This window comes from Streptomyces sp. B1866, from assembly GCF_031932565.1.
Classification (GTDB): Bacteria; Actinomycetota; Actinomycetes; order Streptomycetales; family Streptomycetaceae; genus Streptomyces.
Map to the genome: position 1 here is coordinate 1 of NZ_JAVSCF010000005.1, position 19,313 is coordinate 19,313.

A 19,313-nucleotide genomic window follows, 5' to 3' on the forward strand; every position below is an offset into this window, starting at 1 on the left:
GACCGTCAGCGCGCCGCCGCGGTCGCGGCGCAGCGCGTACGCCCCGGCCGAGCCGCCGCGGCGGGCGCGCAGCCCGGGCCGGGGGCCGCGGGCGTCCTCGACGGTGAAGTGCTGGACGCGCACCCGGCTGCCGCGCACCCGCAGCTCGTCCGCGAGCGCGCCGTCCCGGCGCAGTTCGAGGACCAGGCCGTCCAGCTCGCGCCCGCGGAGCCCGGCCCACACCCGTACGGCCGTCACGAGCGCGAGCAGCAGCAGCACGGCGCCGCCCGCGACCGTCGCCCACCACCAGCGGTCCCACCAGGTGGGCGGCGTGTCGACGGTGACGGCCAGGGGCGTGTCGCGGACCCGGCGGCCGCCGTCCGTGGCGTCGATGACGGTGATCTTGCCGCCGGCCCCGCCCAGCGGCACGCCGGGACCGAAGGAGACGCGGAGGCGGAAGGACTGGCTCGGGCCGGGTGCCACCCGCACCGTCCCCGGGCTGATCCGCACCGCCGCCCCGCCCGACTGGTCCTCCAGAGCCAGGCGCAGCGTGTGCGGGCGGCCGTCGCGGCTGGTGGCGTCCAGGGTGCCGGTGACCGTCCCGCCCGGGTGCACGGAGGTCTGGTCCAGCGTGACGGTGGCCGCCAGGGCCCGCGGCCCGCGGCTGAACTCGCCCAGGTACGGCCGCTCCTCGCCGGTCACGCCGGGCGCGGCCATCTCGCTGGTCAGCCGCAGGGCGCCGGTGGCGGTGCGCGGCACGGCGACCCGGCCGGTGAAGTGCCCGTCGCCAGCGCGCTCGTCGGGCGCCGCGCCGTCGTCGCGCAGGTCCACGCGGATCGGCGCGAAGCCGCCGCCCTCGAAGCGGGCCGCGGCCCGTACGCCCGCGAGCCCGCCGCCGACCGCCTGGTCGTCCCGGGTCTGCATCCACGCCTCGATCACCGCGCTCTCGCCGGGGCGCGGCGACGGCGGGTCGAGCGTGACCACCGACCGCAGCCTGCCCTGCCAGATGGCGCTGGCCGACGCCACCTGGGCGCGGTGGCCGTCGGCCGCCGCCAGGCGCACCCGCCAGGTGCCGGGCAGCGGGTCGCGCACCCGCAGCGCCTCCACCGGCCCCTGCCGGCCGCTCAGCTCGTAGCGCGAACCGTACTTCTCGCCGCTCGGCGGGACCTGGCGGCCCTTCGGGTCGTAGTAGGTGACGCGGACGGCCGGGTCGTGCTTGGCCACGGTGATCGTGCCGTCGGCCGCGACGGCGGGGATCGTCACGTGCAGGTCCGTCGGCGGCCGGCCGAAGTCGCTCTCCGACACCCCGGCGCACCGGGCCTTGCCGAACGTCTCGCGCAGCGCCTGCTCCAGATCGGCGGAGCCCGCCACGACCCGCACGCGCGGGGTGGCGTCGGGCAGGTTCGCGCAGCCGTTGCGGTAGCCGCCCGCCGCCATGGACCTCAAGGAAGCCTGGTCCAGGTCGCGGCCGAAGCCGAGCGGCCAGATCTGCACCTGCGCGTCGCGCGCCCGGCGCAGTTCGGCGGCCAGCACCCGCTCGCCCTGCCGCTGCCGCCCGGCGGGGTCCTTGTCCTTGCCGTAGTTGACGCTGTCGCCGACGTCGAGCCTGCCGTCGGTGAGCAGGAAGACCACCTTGGGCGCGCGGCTCGCGCCGTCCCCGCCGTCCCCGCCGTCGGCGGTCAGCCGGGTGACGGCCTGCCGGATGGCGGCCGGGAAGTCGGTGCCGGGGCCGATGCGGCGGCGGTCGGGGCGGGCGAGCCGCTGCACGCAGTCGCTCAGCTCCTGGCGGCCCGCGGCGTCGAGGGCGGTGAGGCCGCAGACCTCGTCGACGGCCGACTGGCCGGGCTTCTCCGCGCTGCCGAAGCCGATGACCGCCGCGCGCGACCGGTCGGATATCTCGCCCTGGGCGATCAGCGCGGCGGCCTCCACCTCGCGGGCCAGGTCCTTCGCCGTGAGGCTCGCGGACTGGTCCACGACGATCGCGAAGTCGAGCGGGGCCGGGCCCTGGTCGCCGTCGTCGGCGCGGTCCGCCACGCGCGCCAGGTCCGACCGGTCCGCCAGGTCCGACCGGTCCGCCAGGTCCGACCGGTCCGCCAGGTCCGACCGGTCCGCCAGGTCCGCGCGGCCCGCCTGGGCGGCGGCGGGGGCGGCTGCGAGCGCGCGGGGGGCGCTCGATTGCGCGTGCGCGCCGGTGTGCGCGGCCTGCGCTCCGGCGTACGAGGCCGGGGAGGCCGGAAGCGGCGCGAACGCGAGGCATCCGAGCAGGCCCGCCACGACCGCGCACCGCGCGGCGCGGCGGGCGGCGGGACGGGCGGCTGTGGCGCCGTCAGCGCCGGCCGGGTCTTTGGCTGGTAACCACATGGTCTTTCATGGGATTCGCGGAAGGGTGAAAGGCGAACAATTGCCTGGAGGCGAAGGACGGTGAAGGGCGGCGACGCAGATGGAGGCCGGTGGACGGGAGCGGAGGGCGGCGGACGGTAAGGACGGCGGAGGCGGTAAGGACTGTGCGGACCGATCGGACTGTCACGGCGGCACCGAGGCCGGGCGGGTGATGCCGCGACCAGGGCACGCGTGTCACGCTCAGGGCGTATGGCGGTGTTGTCAGGACAGGATGGCGGCGCATCCCGCCCGCCGGATGTAACCGTTTACACATACGGGCCGACCCGCCGCCCGTTCCGGCGTGCCGGTCAGGCGGTACGCCGCCGCGCCGACCGCCGTGCGGCACGGAAAGAGACGGACGGGACCGCGTGGACCAGGGCCGACGGTCGGCCTGCCAGCGGCCGTGACCACTGGAAAGAGAATTACCCGACTCGGATATGCCATTCACGCCCCGGGCCACCTTCCCTCTCCGGTGGGCAGGTCGGCTTACAGAACCGTAGGGCCGTGCCGCGGTGCCTGCAAGGCGTTGACCTTCTTGTGCCACCCTCGTGACATCGCCTGTACTTGCGAGGCTAAAGGACGGTAACGCGTACGCCGCGCCCGTGAATTCGCCGCCCGTCCGCGGCCCGCCGGAGAGTTCGCCGAAGATCATCGGCCGGCCGGTCCGCGGTGCCCCAATCGTGACCTCGCGGCGCCGCGGCCCCGGTGCGCTTCCCACGCGTTGTTGCTACTTTTACCGCCTGGTTTCCCGCGGCCCGCCTCAGGGTGCGCGGAAGAAACAGATGGGGGGCCGCATACACATGAACGAGTTACTGCGCTGGCAAACCGAGCACGGGCCGGTCGTGGTGGAGGTAGACGACCGGGACCCCGGCTACCGGTCGGTGTCGCGCCGCTCGGACGACGGCCTCACCGACGCCCGGGGCCGCTTCGAGGAGGCCCTGGACAACGTGCGCGCCGCCGCCGTGTCGGCCCTGCGCACCTTCCGCGACAAGGCCCTGGCCCCCGACGAGGTCTCGCTGGAGTTCGGCGTCAAGCTCAACGCGAGCGTGGGCGCGGTCATCGCCAAGACCTCCACCGAGGGCCACCTCGCCGTCCGGCTCACCTGGACCCGGTCCGCCGCCGACGGCGGTCCCACGGCCCCCGACGACGGCGACGGCGACCGTACGGCCCCGGACGCCACCGGCACCCCGGCGGACCCCGGCCAAGCGAACCCGGACCAAGCCGACCCGGGGCCGACAGGTCCCGGCCGAACGCCCCCTGCCTCCACCGCCCCGAACGGTGCCCGCTAGTGGCGGCCCTGCACTGGCGGGCCCGCGTCGACACCGCCACCGGCCGCACCCGCGGCGCCGCCTTCCTCGTCACCGCCACCCGCCTGCTCACCTGCGCGCACGTCGTGGCCGGACTCACCGAGGCGCGCGTGGCCTTCCCCGGCGCGGCCGAGGACCTGCCGGCCACGGTGGTGTGGCGCGGCCCGTGGCAGGCCACGGGCGACCCCGGCGACCTCGCCGTCCTCGAACTGGCCGACCCCGCGCCCGTACCCGGCCCCTGCGCCTTCGCCCCGCTCGACAGCCTGCGGCCCACCGCCGCCCGGCAGCACCACGAACTGCGCGCGCTCGGCTTCCCGTACGCCAACGAGCGCAGCGGCACGCATGTCACCCTGCACACCAGCGCCGACCGCGTGCTGGGCGGCGAGTGGCAGGAGGCCGACGTCGCACAGGCCCACCTGCGCCGCCTGGACGAGGGGTTCAGCGGCGCCGCCGTCTACCACCCGGTCACCGGCGAGGTCGCGGGCATGGTGACCGACGCGGTGCTGGACGACGAGCGCGGCGGCTACCTCGGGCGCGTCCTGCCGCTCGCCACCCTGCGCCGGCACTGGCCGGACCTGGACGACCTGCTCGACCTCGACTGGCTGCCGCGCGCGTCGCGCCGGTCGCTGCGCGTCCTGCTCGCGGACGCCGCGCCGCCCGCCGGCCGGCTGGATCTGGTCGTACGGCAGGCGCTGCGCCTCCCGCCGGGCCGCAGCCTGCCGCGGTTCGACTCGCCGTGGGAGGCCGTCCGGTACGTCGCCGAGCAGGCGGGCCCGGCCGAGGACCGGCTGCACCGCTTCCTGCGCGGCCTCGGCCCGCACCTGGGCGACGCGGACGTCAGGACGGCCCTGCGCGACTGGACCCGCCGCTGCCTGCCCGCGCCCGCCGCGCCCGAGCCGCCGCTCGCCCCGCCCGCCGCCTCCGTCGTCGTACGGCTGGAGCCGCTGACCCGCGGCGCCAGCCTCAACCTGACCGTGGACACCCTGGTCGACGGCGACCTCGTCGGCCGTACCGGGCCGGTGCGGGTGCGCCCGGACCAGGTGCAGGCGAAGGTGGAGAAGGCACTGGGCGCGCGGGTGCGCGAAATCCACGACATGGACTGGATGTTCGAGTTCGCCGTGCCGGAAAGCCTGCTCGACAAGCCCTTCGAGGACTGGTACGCGCGTGAGCCGGGCACTCGCCCGCGCGTGCTGCGATCGGTCCCCCTGGTCGTCCGGCACGTGGACCGGGCCAACCTGAGGAACGGCGTGTCCGGACTGCTGCGCAAGCGGTGGCGGGCGCTGTTCGAGGGCGGCGCCACCGCGTTCCAGGGCGTCGACTGCCGGGAGAAGTGGGGCCCCACCGAGTTCGGCAACTGGCTCGAAGGCGAGCCGTCGTACGCGCTGGTCTACGCGTCCAGCCCGCACCCCGACTGGCTGTCGGAGGCCCTGCACCTGGGCGTTCCGGTCATGCTGTGGCGGCGCGGGCCGTGCCCGGACCCCGGGCACGACCACTGCGCCCCCGAAGCGTTCTGGGACACCCTGGGCGACGCGCTGGCCGGACTGACACCGGACCAGCTGCCGGTGGGCGTGGAGCGGCTGCGCAAGGAGGCGTGGTCGCCCAGGCGGGGCGGCGAGGACCACTGCGGCCGCAGGCTGACGCTGTACTGGGACGACCCGGACCGCCACTCCGTCCCTCCGCTGGCGATGGGACGGGCCTGACATGGCAGGGGACACCCCAGGCAGGCCCGGCGGACCGGGCCGCTCACCGGACGGGGCGGGCCGCGCCCAGGGCCGGCGGCCCGGCCGGCGCGACCGGCGGGACGGCCCGCCGCCGACCCCGCCGCCTGCCCCGGCGGCGGACGCGCGTGCGGCCGACTGGCTGATCTACAACGGCGGCCGCGTCCAGCACGACGGCATCGACCACCTCCCCGACCCGCCTCCCTGGCGGCGCTTCGACGGCGGCCCCCTCCAGGACCGCCCGCCCGGCGGCTCCGGCAACGAGCACGCCGCCGCCAGCTACCGGCCCCACCCGGACGCCGTACGGCACGTCAACGCCGCGCTGTACCTGCGCCGCCCGCTGCTGGTCACCGGCCCGCCCGGCACCGGCAAGTCCACCCTCGCCTACGCGGTGGCGCACGAGCTGAAGCTGGGCCCGGTGCTGCACTGGCCGATCACCAGCCGGACCACCCTCCAGGACGGCCTCTACCAGTACGACCCGCTGACCCGGCTGTACGCCCAGGGCCGGCCCGGCGGCGGCGCGGACGGCCCTGGCCCCGGCCCCGACTCCGGCCCCGAGGACGACATCGGCCGCTACATCCGCCTCGGCCCGCTCGGCACCGCCCTGCTGCCGTACGAGCGGCCCCGCGTCCTGCTCATCGACGAGATAGACAAGAGCGACATCGACCTGCCGGGCGACCTCCTCACGGTCTTCGAGAAGGGGTCGTACGACATCGTGGAACTGGCCCGGCGCGAGGCCGGCGGCGCCACGGTGATGACCGCCGACAGCACCACCGGGCGCGCGGAGATCGCCGACGGCACGGTCACCTGCCACGCCTTCCCGCTGGTGATCATGACGAGCAACGGCGAACGGGAGTTCCCTCCAGCCTTCCTGCGCCGCTGCGTGTCGCTGAAGCTGCGCCAGCCCGCCGGCCTCCCCGAGCTCACCGCCATCGTCGCCCAGCACCTCGGCGGCGTGCTCGGCCTCCCGGACGACGGCGACGCCGCCGACGCGGAACTGCCCGAGCAGGCGCGTCAGCTGGTCGAGCGTTTCTACCGGCGCCGCGACAGCGGCCTGCTGGCCAACGACCAGCTGCTGAACGCGGTCTACCTGTGCCACCACGCGGTGCTCAGCGACCGGCCGCAGGACGCGTACCAACTCGCCGACCAGGTGATGCCGTTCCTGAGCGCGGAGACCGAACACGAGGAAGACTAGGAGGAGTCGGCGGTAGGGGAGCAGGGGGCGGGCCGGTGGGGGCGACCTTCGGAGGGGAACGGGCGGTGCGGTACGCGCGTGGCGTGCCGGTGCCGTACGGACGGGTTGCGCCGTACGCGCGTGGCGTGCCGGTGCCGTGCGCGCGTGTGGCGCCCGCGCGTGCCGTGCCGTACGAGCAGCGGACGGCCCCAGGGCGCACGCCGCTCACCAGACAGCCCGTAGCCCCCCGCCAACCCGTAGCCCCCCGCCAACCCCCGGCCTCCCGCCGGACCGTGGCACCCCCACCCGGGCGGCCGGGATGACGCTCGGGCGGCTGCGGGACGCCCTCCAGGCGCTCGGCCCGTCCGTCACCCCGCGCGAACTCGCCGAAATGCTGTGGCTCGCCCAGCACCTGCCGCCCGGCGCCGACGACGAGCCGCCCCCCGCCGAGCCCCCGCCCCCGGCGCAGCCGCCGCCCGCGCGGGCCGACATGCCAACGGAGACCGTCCCTCCGACCCCAGCCCCGCCCGACCCCGCCGCCGCCCGCCCGCCGGACACCCCGCCGCCGCCCGAGCCCGCCGCGCCGCTGCGCATGCCGCGTCCCGCGCCGGACCCCGACCTGGACGCGGGCGACGTGCGGGTGCCCACCGCGCCCATGCTGCGGCGCCCGCTGGAGATCCAGCGCGCCTTACGGCCGCTGAAGCGCCGCGTCGCCTCCCGCCGCCGCCTGGTGCTGGACGAGGCGGCCACCGCCGCGCGCGCGGCCGAACGCCCCGACGTGCGCCCCTGGGCCCCCGTACTCGTCCCCTCGCGCGAGCGGTGGCTGAGCCTGGCGCTGGTCCTCGACACCGGCCCGGCCATGCGCGTCTGGCAGCCGCTGGCCTGGGAGCTGCGCGAGGCCCTGCTGCGCACGGGCGCCTTCCAGGACGTACGGCTGTGGCACCTGGCGGACCTCGGCGGCGCGGTCGGCGTGCGCCACACCCCGCACGGCGCGGCCGTCGACCCGGCCGCCCTGCTCGACCCGGCCGGCCGCCGCGCGCTGCTGGTGCTGAGCGACTGCTCGGGTCCCCACTGGTGGGAGGGCCGGGTCGGCCCCGCCCTGCACCGGTGGGCGTCGAACGGGCCCACCGCCATCCTCCAGCCGCTGCCCGAACGCCTGTGGCGGCGCACCGCCGCGCCCACCGTCCCCGGCCGCGCCGCCGCGGGCCGCCCGGGCACCCCCAACACCGCGCTGCGCTTCACCCCGCACCACGAGCGGGCCCGTGCCCGGCCCGGTGCCGTGCCCGTGCCGGTCCTTGAGCCGTCCGCCGACTGGCTCGCCGACTGGGCGCTGCTGGTCAGCGCCTCGGGCACCGACGGCCGGGACACCGCCGTCACCTACGTCCAGGACCGGCACCGGCAGCCGTCCGAACCGCTGACGGCCGAGCGGGAGCTGCCCGTCACCGAGCGCGTGCGCCGCTTCCACGCGGTCGCCTCCCGGTACGCGGCCGAACTCGCCGGCCACCTGGCCGTGTCCGTCCCCGCCCTGCCGGTCATGCAGCTCATCCGCCGCCGCGTGCTGCCCGCGTCCCGGCCGAGCGACCTGGCCGAGGTGCTGCTCAGCGGCCTGCTGTACCCGCTCGACGCGGACCTGGGCCTGTACGACTTCGTGCCCGGCGCCCGCGCCGCACTGCTGGCGACGCTGCCACGCGCGGAGTCGCAGGCCACCGCCGAGGTGCTGACGGAGGTCTCGCGGGAGATCCAGGAACGGGCGGGCTCGGCGTCCCGCATCTTCCGGGCGCTGATGCGGGTGGCCCCGGGCACCGGGGACCGGTACTCCGGCGCGGAGGAGCGGCCGTTCGCGCTGGTCAGCCAGGAGGCGCTGAGCCTGCTGAACCGTACGGCGATCCCGGTGCTGGACCCGGAGGCGCCCGCGCGTGCGGACAGATCCCGACCGGACGAACCGCGTACGGCCGGTACGGACCGTACGGGCCCCGCGCCGGACGCGGCAGCCCCGACCGCCCCGACCGGCCTGCCGAAGCCGCTCGGCCCGGCGGCCCTGCCACGGACCGCCCGCCCCGGACCCTCGCCCGCCGAGCCCGGCATGCCCGCGCGGGTGCCGACGGTGGCGCCGGGGGAGTGGGACCAGGGCCGCCCGGCCGGACCGCCGGAGTCGGCGGCGGGGCCCGCGCCGGACGTCGGCATGATCTGCCTGCGTACGGGCCTGCCGCTGCCGGAGCGCGTGCCCGGGCCCCGGCTGCTGAACAACCTGCCGCTTCTGACCCCCTGGGAGTTCGTCGGCCGCGACAGCGAACTGGCGGCACTCGAACGAGCCATGGGCCAGCCCGACAAAGAGTTGACGGTCGCCCATGTCATATGTGGCCGGAGCGGAGTCGGCAAGACCACGCTGGCGCTGCACCACGCCCGTCGGCACCTGTCGCGCCGCCAGCTGACCTGGTGGATCGACGCGAGCAGCCCCGAGACGATCACGGAGTCCCTGGCGCGGCTCGCCACCCGGCTCAACGCGGCGACCGGCACCGCGGCGGTCCCCAGCGCGACCCTGGCCGAGTGGGCCGTCGCCTGGCTCAAGTCCCACCGGGGCTGGCTGCTGGTGTTCGACAACGCCCGCGACCCGGAGGACTTGGCCCCGCACCTGCCCTGGCTGCCCGGCGGCCACTGCCTGGTCACCTCCCAGCGCCCCGGCTGGCGCGCCCCCACCTTCCGCGCCACGGACCTGGACCCCCTGCCGAGGTCCGAGGCTGCCACGCTCCTGCACCAGCTCGCCGGTCCACGGCAGTTCGACGAGCGGTGGGCCGCCCAGCGGCTCGCCGCGGAACTGGGAGACCTGCCGCTCGCCCTCACCTACGCGGGCCGGTACTTCCGGCACCACCGGGTCCCCCACGGCGAGTTCACCGGCGACCGGCGCGCGGCGGACCCACGCGGCACCGTGGCGACCGTGGTGCGCGCCGTCCTGGACGACCTCGACCCCCCTGTGCCACCCGCCCCCAGCCTGTTGCGCGCCATGGCCTGGTTCGGCCCGGACGCCATCCCCCTCGACCTGCTGCGCCGCCTGGACGACCCCCAGACGGTGGACGCGACCCTGCGCGAATGCGCCGGATACGCCCTGACCAGCACCGTCAGGGACACAGCCGCCGTCCACCCCCTCCTTCAGGAAATCCTCCGCACCCCCGACCCCGACGACCCGTACCGCACCCCGGACGCCGTCACCCGGGCCCGCGCCGCCGCCGCCACCGCCCTGCGCGCCGCCCTGCCGCCCGGCAACCCGCCCGCGCACCCCGAGCACTGGCCGACCTGGCGCGCGCTGCTGCCGCACATCGCCGCGCTCGCCGACCACACAGACCACTCCGACCCGGCCCAGGACAGCGCGGACATCTGCCACGTCCTGCACCGGACCTCGCAGTTCCTGGTCAGCCAGGGCCACCTGAACCTGGCCGTCGCGTACGCCGAGCGCGCCGCGGACTCCTCGGCCCGCGTGCACGGCGACGTCGGCGTACCGACGCTGGCCGCGCGCAACAACCTGGCGGACGTCTACCGCGTGGCCGGGTTCCTCAACCGGGCCATCGCCGTGTACGAGCGCACGCTCGCCGCCCGCGAGACCGTCCTGGGCCAGGTCCACCCCGACACCCTCGTCTCGCGCGGCAGCCTCGCGGCGGCCTACCGGGCGGCCGGGGCGCGCGGCCCGGCGCTGGAACTGCTGCGCCGCACGCTGGCCGACCGCGAGACCACCCTCGGCGGCCAGCACCCCGACACCCTGGCCGCGCGCAACAACCTCGCCCACGCGTACGCCTCCGACAGCGACCACGACCAGGCCATTCCGCTGTACGAGAACACCCTGGCCACCAGCGAGCGCGTCCTGGGCCCCACCCACCGCAACACGCTCGTCACCCGGGACAACCTGGCCGCCTCCTACCGCGCGGCAGGCGACCTGACCCGGGCCGTCCGCCTGTACGACCGCACCCTGGCGCAGCGCGAACGCCTGCTCGGCCCCGACCACGCCGACACCCTCACCGCCCGCGACAACCTCGCCGAGGCGTACCAGGCGGCCGGTGACCCGCGGCAGGCCGTACGGCTCTACCAGCAGTCCGCCGACGACCGCGGAAGCCTCCTCGGCGAGGAGCACCCCGAGACGCTGCTCGCCCGCGGCCGCCTGGCGGGAGCCCACGCGGCGGCCGGGAGCGGGGGTCTGGCCCTGCCGCTGTACGAGCGCGCCCTGGACACCGCCGAACGCGCCCTGGGCCCGGCCCACCCGGTGACCCGCACCCTCCGCACCGGCCTGTCAGCGGCCCGCGCGCGGCACCGACGACAGCGCTGACCCGCGCGTCCCCGTGGCCCGTTACGTCCGCCCCGCCACCCTGGGGGTGAGCAGGTCCAGCGCCTCCTCCCACCGGAAGCGGTCGGCCCCGCCGCCGGCCTTGGGCTGGTGGGGTTCGTACGAGCCGATCAGGACGCCCATGCCGCGCAGCCGCGCCAGGCTGTCCCCGTAGGCGGGGTGGGCCGCCTGCGCGGCGTTCAGGTACGGCAGGACCGCTACGGGTACGCCGAGGCCGTACGCCTCGCACACGACTCCCAGAGCGAGGGTGTCGGAGATGCCCGCGGCCCACTTGTTGATCGTGTTGAACGTGGCCGGGGCGACGGCGATGGCGTCGGGCGGCGGCAGCGGGCGCGGGTCGCCGGGCAGGCGCCAGGCCGAGCGGATGGGGTAGCCGGTCTGCTCCTCGACGGCCGCCGCGTCGATGAAGCCGAGCCCCTGCGGGGTGGCGACGACGCCCACGTCCCAGCCCGCCTCCTGGGCGGCGGCGATCAGCCTGCCGACGTCGGCGGCGATCCCGGCCGCGCACACGACGACGTACAGGAAGGGCTTGCCGGGCAGCTGGTCGGACTGGTCACTCACGCGGGGACTCCCAGTTGACGGCTGAGGTGGTGCAGTCCGGGCAGGCTGCGGCGGCGGTCGCGGGCGGCCATGTCGGCGACCAGTTCCCGGACGGCTGGGCGGCGGATGTCCTGGGCCGCGCAGCTCTCGGCGATGCGCAGCGCCTGGTAGCCGTCGGCCAGGCGGCCCTGCTGGCTGTAGGCGCGGGCGGCCTCGACCCACAAGGCAGCACGGCGCTCGGGTACGGGGATGTGTCGGCGCATGAGAGGGCGGGCGGTCTCCAAGGCGACGCCCGCGTCCCCGAAGGCAACCGCCGCGCTGAGTTCGTGTAGGGCGACGTTCGTCGGGCTGAAGCTGGCCCAGGCGCCGGGGCTGTCGAGCGCGACGTGGCTGGCGACCTCCTTGGCCTCGGTGAGGAAGTCCTGGTTGGCGGAGCGGTCGCCGCCCCTGCTGGCGGCGGTGGAGCCGCGCAGGAGCAGCAGGCCGAGCGCCGCGAGGTAGTGCGGGGAGCGCTGGTCGTACGAGCCCGTGAGCCGGTCGGCGGTGTGGCGGACGAGGGTGACGGCCTGGGCGGGGTGGCCGCCGCGGACGAGGGCGTGGGCGTGTACGCGGACACTGGAGGCGAGGACTACAGGATCGCCGGAGCGCTCGGCCTCGGCCATGGCCCGGCCCACCGCGAGCCACACGCTGCCCTGGTCGCCCTGCTTGAGCAGCAGGCTCGCCGAGGTCTGGTACGCCGTAGCCAGCAGTCCGGACAGGTCGGAGGAGCCGGGCTCGTCGCCGATGGCCTGCCGTAGCTGCCCGATCAGTCCGGGCAGTGTGCGCTCCAGCCGCGCGTAGTCGCAGGTGTGGAACAGGCGGCGTACGGCCGTGACCCGGTTCCGTAGATTTCCCGGCTCGGGCACCGGACCCGCGGCGGCGAGGTCCGACCCGGGGAGGAGGGCCCGGACCAGGTCCTGGTGTGCGGCGGTGGGGGTGGCCGGTGCCGGGAGCGCGGCGAGGCCGGCGGCGAGGAAGGAACGGCGGTGCATGTCCTCTGTCTCGGAGTCGGAGGGCCTGGCGTCCGAAACGGCGGCCAGACCGAGGCGGTGCGGCGGGATGCCCAGGACCTGCGCGACCTCGCGCAGCACGCGGACGTCTTCAGTGCCTCGCCCGCCTTCCAGGCGGCTCATCTTCGACTGGTGGTACCCCAGCGCGGCGGCGACGTCCTTCTGCGAACGCCGTTGTAAGAGACGTGCCTGACGGATCACCTCGCCGATCCGTCTCGCTTCGCTTCGCTCTTCGGCCATCTGTGCCACGGCTCCTCCCGCCGTCGCCGATCCTGCCTGCCCAACCGACAGTAACGGAGACGCGATCGGCCGTGATGCAGCTCCTGCATGAATGATGCGGGCCCGGCACACGTCCTGGCCCGGCTCGCCCTGGGAGAGGTTGCGTGGAGTGGCCGCCCCGATCCAGGAGGCCACTCGTGGAAGTGCACCAGATCCGTCTGCCCGTCTCCGGCACACCCGCCGCCGCCGTGTCCGCGCGGCGCCAGCTCACGGACGTTTTACGGGTCTGGAACACCTTCGGTCCGGAACTCCTGGACAGGGCTGAGCTGGTGGCCGCGGAGCTGATCGCGAACGCCGTACTGCACGCCGGGGACGGGCCGATCTGGGTCGGCGCCCGCCTCAGTGACGACGGTCTGCGGATCGAGGTGACGGACGCCGGTTCCGTCCTCCCGCGGGTCGGCCTGCCCGACACCGAGGCGGTGAGCGGACGCGGCCTGTTCCTCGTCGCCGCACTCGCCGATCGCCACGGATTCGATCCCACACCGTCCGGTAAGCGGTGCTGGGCCGAATTCGCGATCGACGCCTCGCTCTCGCCCGCGCAGAACATCCCCTCGCAGAGGAGTTGACATTTGACCGCCGTACGGATTCCCCCAGTCGCTGCTGAAGTGGTCGCCGTCCGCCCCGGCAACCCCCTCGCCGGATCCGTGACCGTCGACGGCTCCAAGAACGCGGCCCTGCCCCTGCTGGCCGCCGCCGCGGCGCTGCACCGCCCGGTGCACCTCGCCAACGTCCCGGCCAACACGGATGTCGAGACGATGCTCACCCTGCTTCAGCAGGCTGGCTGGCACGCGACACGGTCCGTCGGGGAGCCGCACGCCACGGTGATCTCGCCGAGCGGCGCGTCACGTCCGGAGCCCGACCCCGAGGTCGCCGCACGCATCCGGGCGTCGTACTACCTCGTGCCCGCCCTGCTGGGCGCGTACGGGTGGGCCCGGCTGCCCTGGCCGGGCGGCTGCCGGATCGGGGAACGCGGGATGGAGCAGCACTTCAAGGTCTACGAGGGCTTCGGTGACCGCACGGTCGTCGACGACCACGGCTATCGCGTGGAAGCCGCCGTGGGCCGGAGCGGGCCGGTGTCGATCGTGCTGCCCTTCCGGTCCCGGGGAGCGAGCGTCGCCGCTGTCCTGCGTGCCGCCGTCGCCGGACGGCCGCTGCGGCTGGGCCAGCCCAATCTCTCACCCGAAGTGCTCAGCGTCGTGCAGGCGTTACGGGCGGCCGGGTGGCAGTGCCGGGTCAGCGAGCAGGTCCTGGCCCTCGCTCCGCCGCCGTCCGTCCTGGAGGAGCCCGTCGCCTGGCAGGTGCCGGGCGACAAGGTCGAGGCGGCCACGCTGGCCTGCGCGGTCGCGGCGACCGGCGGCGACGCGCGTATCCGCGGCGTGCGCGGCGAAGACGTCGCGCCTCTGGTCACCGCCCTGCGCTGGCTCGGCGTACCCGTCGGCACCGAGGAGGACGGGATCAGCGTCCAGGCCCGCGACACCATGCCCACCGGGCGGCCACTGCGGGCCATCGCCTCCCTGGCTCCCGGCGGCCTGGACGCCGACTTCGAGCCACCGCTGATGGCCCTCGCCCTCGGATACCCCGGCACCCACTTGTTCGCCGACGCCATCAACCCCGGTCGGCACGGCAACCTGCTGCCCCAGTTCGCCCGCCTCGGAGCCGAGATCCATACGCTCTCGCCGACCCAGTGCCGCCTCACCGGCCCGCAGCGGCTGACCGGCGCCGGAGTGGAGGCCACCGACATCCGTACGGGTTCGGCCCTGCTCGTCGCCGGACTCACCGCTCGCGGCGTCACCACCCTCGGCGGCCTCGACCAGCTCCGGCGCGGCCACGCCGACCTGCCCGTCAAGCTCCACGCCCTGGGCGCCGACATCTGCGAGGTCACCCCATGAGCCGCAGGCTCCGGCAGATCACCGCCACCACCGATGTCCACTCCGCCTTCGGCTCGTCCGCACCCATGCTCGCCCACCTCCACGCCGCCAGAGCTCACAGCCTGGTCGTGGACTGCGGCGACTTCTTCGAGGGCAGCGGCTACTACCGCATCGGCCAGGGGCGGATTGAGCGCGAGGTCCTCACGGGCCTGTACGACCTGCTCGCGCCGGGAAACCACGGCTGGCCGCACCACTTCGAGCCGGGGCTGCGCGAGATGACCGTGTGCGCCAACGCGGCCGACGACACCGGCAAGCCGCTCTTCGACCGCGTACGCGTCACGCTCGTCGGCGGCCGACGAGTCGCCGTCACGGCCGTGATCAGCCCGCGCGCGTTCCGCTCGATCCCCGTCGGGCAGCGCGTGGGACACCGTGTCACCGACCCTGTCCAGGCCCTGCGCGAAGTGCTGCTGGAACACCACCACCGCGCGGACGCCTGGGTCGTGCTGTCCCACTCCGGCTTCGCCGAGGACCTGAAGCTGGCCGCCGCCTGCCCGTTCGCGGACGTCATCTTCTCCGGGCACTGCCACGCCGACGCCTGCGGCCCCGTGCGCGTCGGCGACACGCTCGTGGTCAAGGGACGCGAACTCGGCGTCGGGTACGCCACCGCCGAGCCGGTCGGGAACGGCTGGGCCGCCCGCAGCGCGTGCTTCCCCAGCGGCAGCCGCCTCCCGGACGAACTCAGCCTCCTCGCGGAAAAGATCGACCACGTCGGCAGGACGCTCGCCGCCCGTCTCGGCCCCGTACACGAGCCCTACCGGAACGCCGAGCTGGACCGCCACCGGCTCCTCCGGGAGATCACCGACCGGCTCCACACCGAGTGCTGCACCGACGGGGTGATCCTCAACGAGACCGCCCTGCGGCCCGCACCACTCGGCGACCAGCTCACCCTCTCCGACCTACTGGCCATCGAGCCCTTCGACAACCAGCTCGTCCACGCCCGCCTCCCCGGCGCGTACGCGGCAGATCCGCACGCCTTCGTGACCCACCTGGCCAGGCAGGTCGGCCCCCTGTCCATCGCGCCCCGGCCACTGCCGAAGGAGGTCCGGTCCGTACTGACCACGGACTACCTCGCCGACACCTACCTCAGCGGAAGTGGTCGGACCCAAACTCCTGGCACCGCTCGGCCAGGGGGAACCCCACGCGCCGGGCTCGGCCAAGCCGTCCGCCGCGCCCTCACCACCCCGCCGCCCGACGAGCCCGAAGAAGGTGTCCGATGATCCTGACCGGCCCCGAGATCACCGCCGCCGCCCACGACGGACGCCTGACGATCACCCCCTTCGACCCCGAGCAGGTCAACCCCAACAGCTACAACGTCCGCCTCGGCCCCACCCTGCTGACCTACACCGCCCGGGTCATCGACGCCCACCAGCCCAACCCCACCCACACCGAAGAGATCGGCACCCACGGGTACGTGCTCCAGCCCGGCGAGCTGTACCTGGGCCACACGATCGAGCAGGTCGGCTCCGACAGCTTCGTACCGATGCTGTTCGGCCGCTCCTCCGTCGGTCGACTGGGGCTGTTCGTGGAGATCACGGCGCCCATCGGCGACCTCGGCTTCCACGGGCAGTGGACGCTGATGCTCTCCCCGGTCCGGCCGTTGCGGGTGTACGCGGGCATGCGGATCGGGCAGGTCATGTTCTTCGTCTCCACCGGCGCCGTCGAGCTTTACGCGGGCAAGTACCAAGCCTCCGCGGGCCCGCAGCCCTCCCGATACTGGCAGGACGCGGCACGTGTCCGGGCGGTCGCCTCGTGATCCTCACCGGCCCCGCCATCGCCGCGGCCATCCAGACCGGCGAGATCACCATCGACCCGTACGACCCCGCCCGCCTCTCCCCGAACGCCTACGACTGGCGGCTCGGCGACACGCTCCGCGTCTGCGAGGGCGACCTGGATGCCGCCGCCCCCACCCCGTACGCCGAACGCCCCCTCCCCGCCGACGGGTTCGTCCTCCAGCCCGGCGTGCTCTACCTCGGCGCCACGCTGGAGCAGACCTGCTCGGAGACATACGCGCAACTGCTCAACGGCGACCGCACCACCGGCTCCCTGGGCATCTGGGTCCACGTCTCCGCGCCGCTAGGGCACCAGGGCCACGCGATCCGCTGGACCCTGGAGATCCGCGCCGCCCGGCCGGTACGCGTCTATCCGGGCATGACCTTCGGCAAGCTGGTCTTCCTCACCGCCTTCGGCGCCCCGGCCAGCTACCAGCGACAGCGCGGCAAGTACGCGGCCACGGACGGCATCGGCATCTCCCGCCTCTACGAAGAGATCAGCCCCTACGAAGAGATCACAGGAGGCCGCTCGTGAGCCCCATGGTGAGCCCCGTCCCCGGGCCGCTGGCCGCCACCTTCCTGGACCTGCCCGCGGGCAGCCCCGGCGGCAGCGTCGAACTCTTCCTCGACCTCTACACCGGCGCCCCGCCCCTGATCCCCGCGCACGCCTTCATGCTCGCCCCCGCGAGGCCCCGGCCCCGCCTCCCGGCCGGGCTCGGCCTCCTCCCCGCCCGCGGGAAGTGCCTGGCGGGCCCCGCGTTCGGCCGGTACGTCACGGCCCTGCGCAGGGCCCTCGCGGCCGCCATCGACCCGGCCCGGATCGGCGTCCTGCACCTCCAGCACCTCGCCTTCGGCGCCGCCCCGGCACTGATGCGGGCCCTGCCCGCACACCCCAGGATCGCCCTGGTCCACGGCACCGACCTGCTCTTCGCCGAGGCACACCCCGACCAGCTCCAGGTCCTGCGCGAGACGGCGAGGGCAACGGACGCCATCGTGGTACCCACCGGCGCGATGGCCGACCGCCTCCTCGGGCTCGCCCCGCGCACCGACCACCGAAAGATCACCCGCATCCCCTGGGGCATCCCCGACCGCCTGCTCACCGACCCGCCGCCCCGAACCACCCGCACCTCGCCCAGCCACCTGCGGCTGCTGTACGCCGGAAGGCTGACCGCCGAGAAGGGCGCCGAGGCCCTGATCAAAAGCCTCGCCCTCGTCCAGGGCGTCGAACTGGGCGTCGCCGCCCCCGGAAACCAGTTCCACGCGCTGGCCCCGCTGCTGCGGCGCACCGGCGTACGGGCCCGCTACCTCGGCTGGCTGAGCCGCCCCCGGCTGTGGAAGGCGTTCACCGAACACGACGTACTCGTCGTGCCCTCCACCACCCTGGAAGCCATGGGCCTGGTGGCCCTGGAAGCCCAAGCCTGCGGCCTGCCCGTCCTCTACCAACCCGTACCCGGCCTCAGCGAAACCCTCGCCGCATCCGGTACGGCCACCGACTTCACCCGCCCGGCCGCCCTCGCCCGCGACCTGGACCGGTTACGCACCACCCCCGGACTGCTCGCCGCCCTACGGCAGGCGGGTCACGCGAACGCCGCCCGCTACCCGCTCTCGGCGACCGCCCAGGCCCTCACCGACCTCGGCCACCAGCTCACCCGAACAGGCCCACGAACCTGGCGCCCGTGACCGCCACCCCGGCAGACAGACCCCGCGAGACGAAGCACCCCGTCCCGCAGCCGACGTCCGACACGCCGCTGCCCACCCCACCACCGCCCGCGTCACTACGCTGACCCGGCGGGCCGCCCACAGCGAACAGGGAGACCATGACGTACCGCACCGACCGCATCCACCAGCTCCTCAGCGAAGGTGTCCGCGACAAGGTCTACCCCGGCGCCGTATGGGCCGTCGGCGACGCCACCGCAACCCGCGCCCACGGCGCCACCGGAGCCCTCGACCCCGACGAGCCGGACGTCCCGATGCGGCGCGACACCGTCTTCGACGCCGCCAGCCTCACCAAGATCCTCGCCGTATGGTCCTCCATCGGCACCCTGTGGGAGCAGGGCAAACTCGACCTCGACGCGCCGCTCGGCACCTTCTGGCCCGAGACCGAAGGCCACCCGCTGGCCGCGGTGACCGCCCGCCGCCTGCTGACCCACACCGCCGGCGTCCCGCTGCGCGCCCAACTCAAAAACCTGTACGGCACCGACCCGCGGGACATCCGCGACGGCGTCCTCCACGAAGCCCTGCACCGACCGCCCGGCCAGGCCGTCGAGTACACCGACCGCGCCGCCCTCATCCTCGGCTACCTCGCCGAACACCTCTCCGGCCAGAGCCTCGACCGACTCTCCACGGAACGCACCTGGCAGCCCCTGGGCATGAACACCACCCGCTACGGACCACTGCCGCCCGAGATCGCCGCACGCTGCGCCCCGACCGAACTGGACCAGGACACCGACACCCACCTCAAGGGCACCGCCCACGACTTCTCCGCCCGGCTCCTGGGCGGAGTGTGCGGCATCGCCGGAGCCTTCACCGTCCTCGACGACCTCGCCGCCTTCCTGCGCCACATGCTGAACACCACCACCGCCCCGGAGCGGGCCGGATTCGGCCCCGCCTGGACCAGGGAGTCGCTGACCGTCCAGACCGGCACCCTGGAACCCGCACGCGGCCTGTTCTGGCATCCCGCCCCCGGCACCGCCCCGGCCGACGACATCTGGGTCCACTACGGCTTCACCGGCACCGGCATGTGGATCTCACCCCGACGGGGACGCTGGGCCGTGCTCCTGACCAACAAGCTCTACTACACCCGCGACCGCCAACCCCTGACCGACATCCGCAACACCTTCCGCGCCGTCGCGTTTGGCTGA

Annotated in this window: 14 protein-coding genes; 11 read left to right on the forward strand and 3 right to left on the reverse strand. The window is 75.0% G+C overall.

The window, feature by feature from the left end; genetic code table 11:
* Window positions 1-2,253: VWA domain-containing protein (locus tag RKE29_RS01580; RefSeq protein WP_312003151.1), on the reverse strand; the 2,253-nt coding region annotated here is incomplete at its 3' end.
* A gap of 905 nt (window positions 2,254-3,158) precedes the next feature.
* On the opposite strand from RKE29_RS01580, the gene RKE29_RS01585 reads away from it, so the two are divergent.
* From RKE29_RS01585 to fxsT, 4 genes are all read left to right on the forward strand, one after another.
* Window positions 3,159-3,647 carry a CU044_2847 family protein gene (locus RKE29_RS01585; protein ID WP_312003152.1) on the forward strand — a complete coding sequence of 163 codons (489 nt, stop codon included), beginning with the start codon at window positions 3,159-3,161 and terminating at the stop codon, window positions 3,645-3,647.
* Window positions 3,647-5,365 carry a trypsin-like peptidase domain-containing protein gene (locus RKE29_RS01590; RefSeq protein WP_312003153.1) on the forward strand — a complete coding sequence of 573 codons (1,719 nt, stop codon included), beginning with the start codon at window positions 3,647-3,649 and terminating at the stop codon, window positions 5,363-5,365. Before RKE29_RS01585 ends, RKE29_RS01590 begins: the two co-directional genes overlap by 1 nt.
* Before the next feature lies 1 nt (window position 5,366).
* Window positions 5,367-6,578: a MoxR family ATPase gene (locus RKE29_RS01595; protein WP_312003154.1), complete on the forward strand. Its 1,212-nt coding sequence runs from the start codon at window positions 5,367-5,369 to the stop codon at window positions 6,576-6,578.
* Window positions 6,579-6,876: 298 nt separating this feature from the next.
* Entirely contained in the window at window positions 6,877-10,869 is a 3,993-nt protein-coding gene (fxsT, locus tag RKE29_RS01600; protein WP_312003155.1) for an FxSxx-COOH system tetratricopeptide repeat protein, read from the forward strand.
* Window positions 10,870-10,890: 21 nt separating this feature from the next.
* Here the strand turns inward: fxsT and RKE29_RS01605 are convergent, their stop codons facing one another.
* Both RKE29_RS01605 and RKE29_RS01610 read right to left on the reverse strand, forming a co-directional pair.
* On the reverse strand, window positions 10,891-11,448 hold the full coding sequence (locus RKE29_RS01605) for a flavoprotein (protein WP_312003156.1): 558 nt from the start codon (window positions 11,446-11,448) through the stop codon (window positions 10,891-10,893).
* Window positions 11,445-12,716, reverse strand: coding sequence for a helix-turn-helix transcriptional regulator (locus RKE29_RS01610; protein ID WP_312003157.1), 1,272 nt, complete (start codon window positions 12,714-12,716; stop codon window positions 11,445-11,447). The genes RKE29_RS01605 and RKE29_RS01610 overlap by 4 nt, the downstream gene beginning before the upstream one ends.
* A gap of 176 nt (window positions 12,717-12,892) precedes the next feature.
* Between RKE29_RS01610 and RKE29_RS01615 the strand changes: the two genes are divergently transcribed.
* The 7 genes from RKE29_RS01615 to RKE29_RS01645 all read left to right on the forward strand — a co-directional run bounded on the left by RKE29_RS01615 (window position 12,893) and on the right by RKE29_RS01645 (window position 19,313).
* Window positions 12,893-13,321 carry an ATP-binding protein gene (locus RKE29_RS01615; RefSeq protein WP_312003158.1) on the forward strand — a complete coding sequence of 143 codons (429 nt, stop codon included), beginning with the start codon at window positions 12,893-12,895 and terminating at the stop codon, window positions 13,319-13,321.
* A 39-nt stretch (window positions 13,322-13,360) separates the two neighbouring features.
* The gene (locus RKE29_RS01620; RefSeq protein WP_312003197.1) at window positions 13,361-14,644 is read left to right on the forward strand and encodes a UDP-N-acetylglucosamine 1-carboxyvinyltransferase; all 1,284 of its coding nucleotides are present in this window, start codon (window positions 13,361-13,363) and stop codon (window positions 14,642-14,644) included.
* The gene (locus RKE29_RS01625) at window positions 14,641-15,900 is read left to right on the forward strand and encodes a metallophosphoesterase (protein WP_312003159.1); all 1,260 of its coding nucleotides are present in this window, start codon (window positions 14,641-14,643) and stop codon (window positions 15,898-15,900) included. The genes RKE29_RS01620 and RKE29_RS01625 overlap by 4 nt, the downstream gene beginning before the upstream one ends.
* A complete protein-coding gene (gene dcd / locus RKE29_RS01630; RefSeq protein ID WP_312003160.1) occupies window positions 15,897-16,436 on the forward strand; it encodes a dCTP deaminase in 540 nt (179 codons plus the stop codon). The genes RKE29_RS01625 and dcd overlap by 4 nt, the downstream gene beginning before the upstream one ends.
* Window positions 16,433-16,987, forward strand: a complete 555-nt coding sequence (locus tag RKE29_RS01635; RefSeq protein WP_312003161.1) for a deoxycytidine triphosphate deaminase — start codon at window positions 16,433-16,435, stop codon at window positions 16,985-16,987. Before dcd ends, RKE29_RS01635 begins: the two co-directional genes overlap by 4 nt.
* 5 nt (window positions 16,988-16,992) lie before the next feature.
* Window positions 16,993-18,132, forward strand: coding sequence for a glycosyltransferase family 4 protein (locus tag RKE29_RS01640; protein ID WP_312003198.1), 1,140 nt, complete (start codon window positions 16,993-16,995; stop codon window positions 18,130-18,132).
* Window positions 18,133-18,269: 137 nt separating this feature from the next.
* Window positions 18,270-19,313, forward strand: a complete 1,044-nt coding sequence (locus RKE29_RS01645) for a serine hydrolase domain-containing protein (protein ID WP_312003162.1) — start codon at window positions 18,270-18,272, stop codon at window positions 19,311-19,313.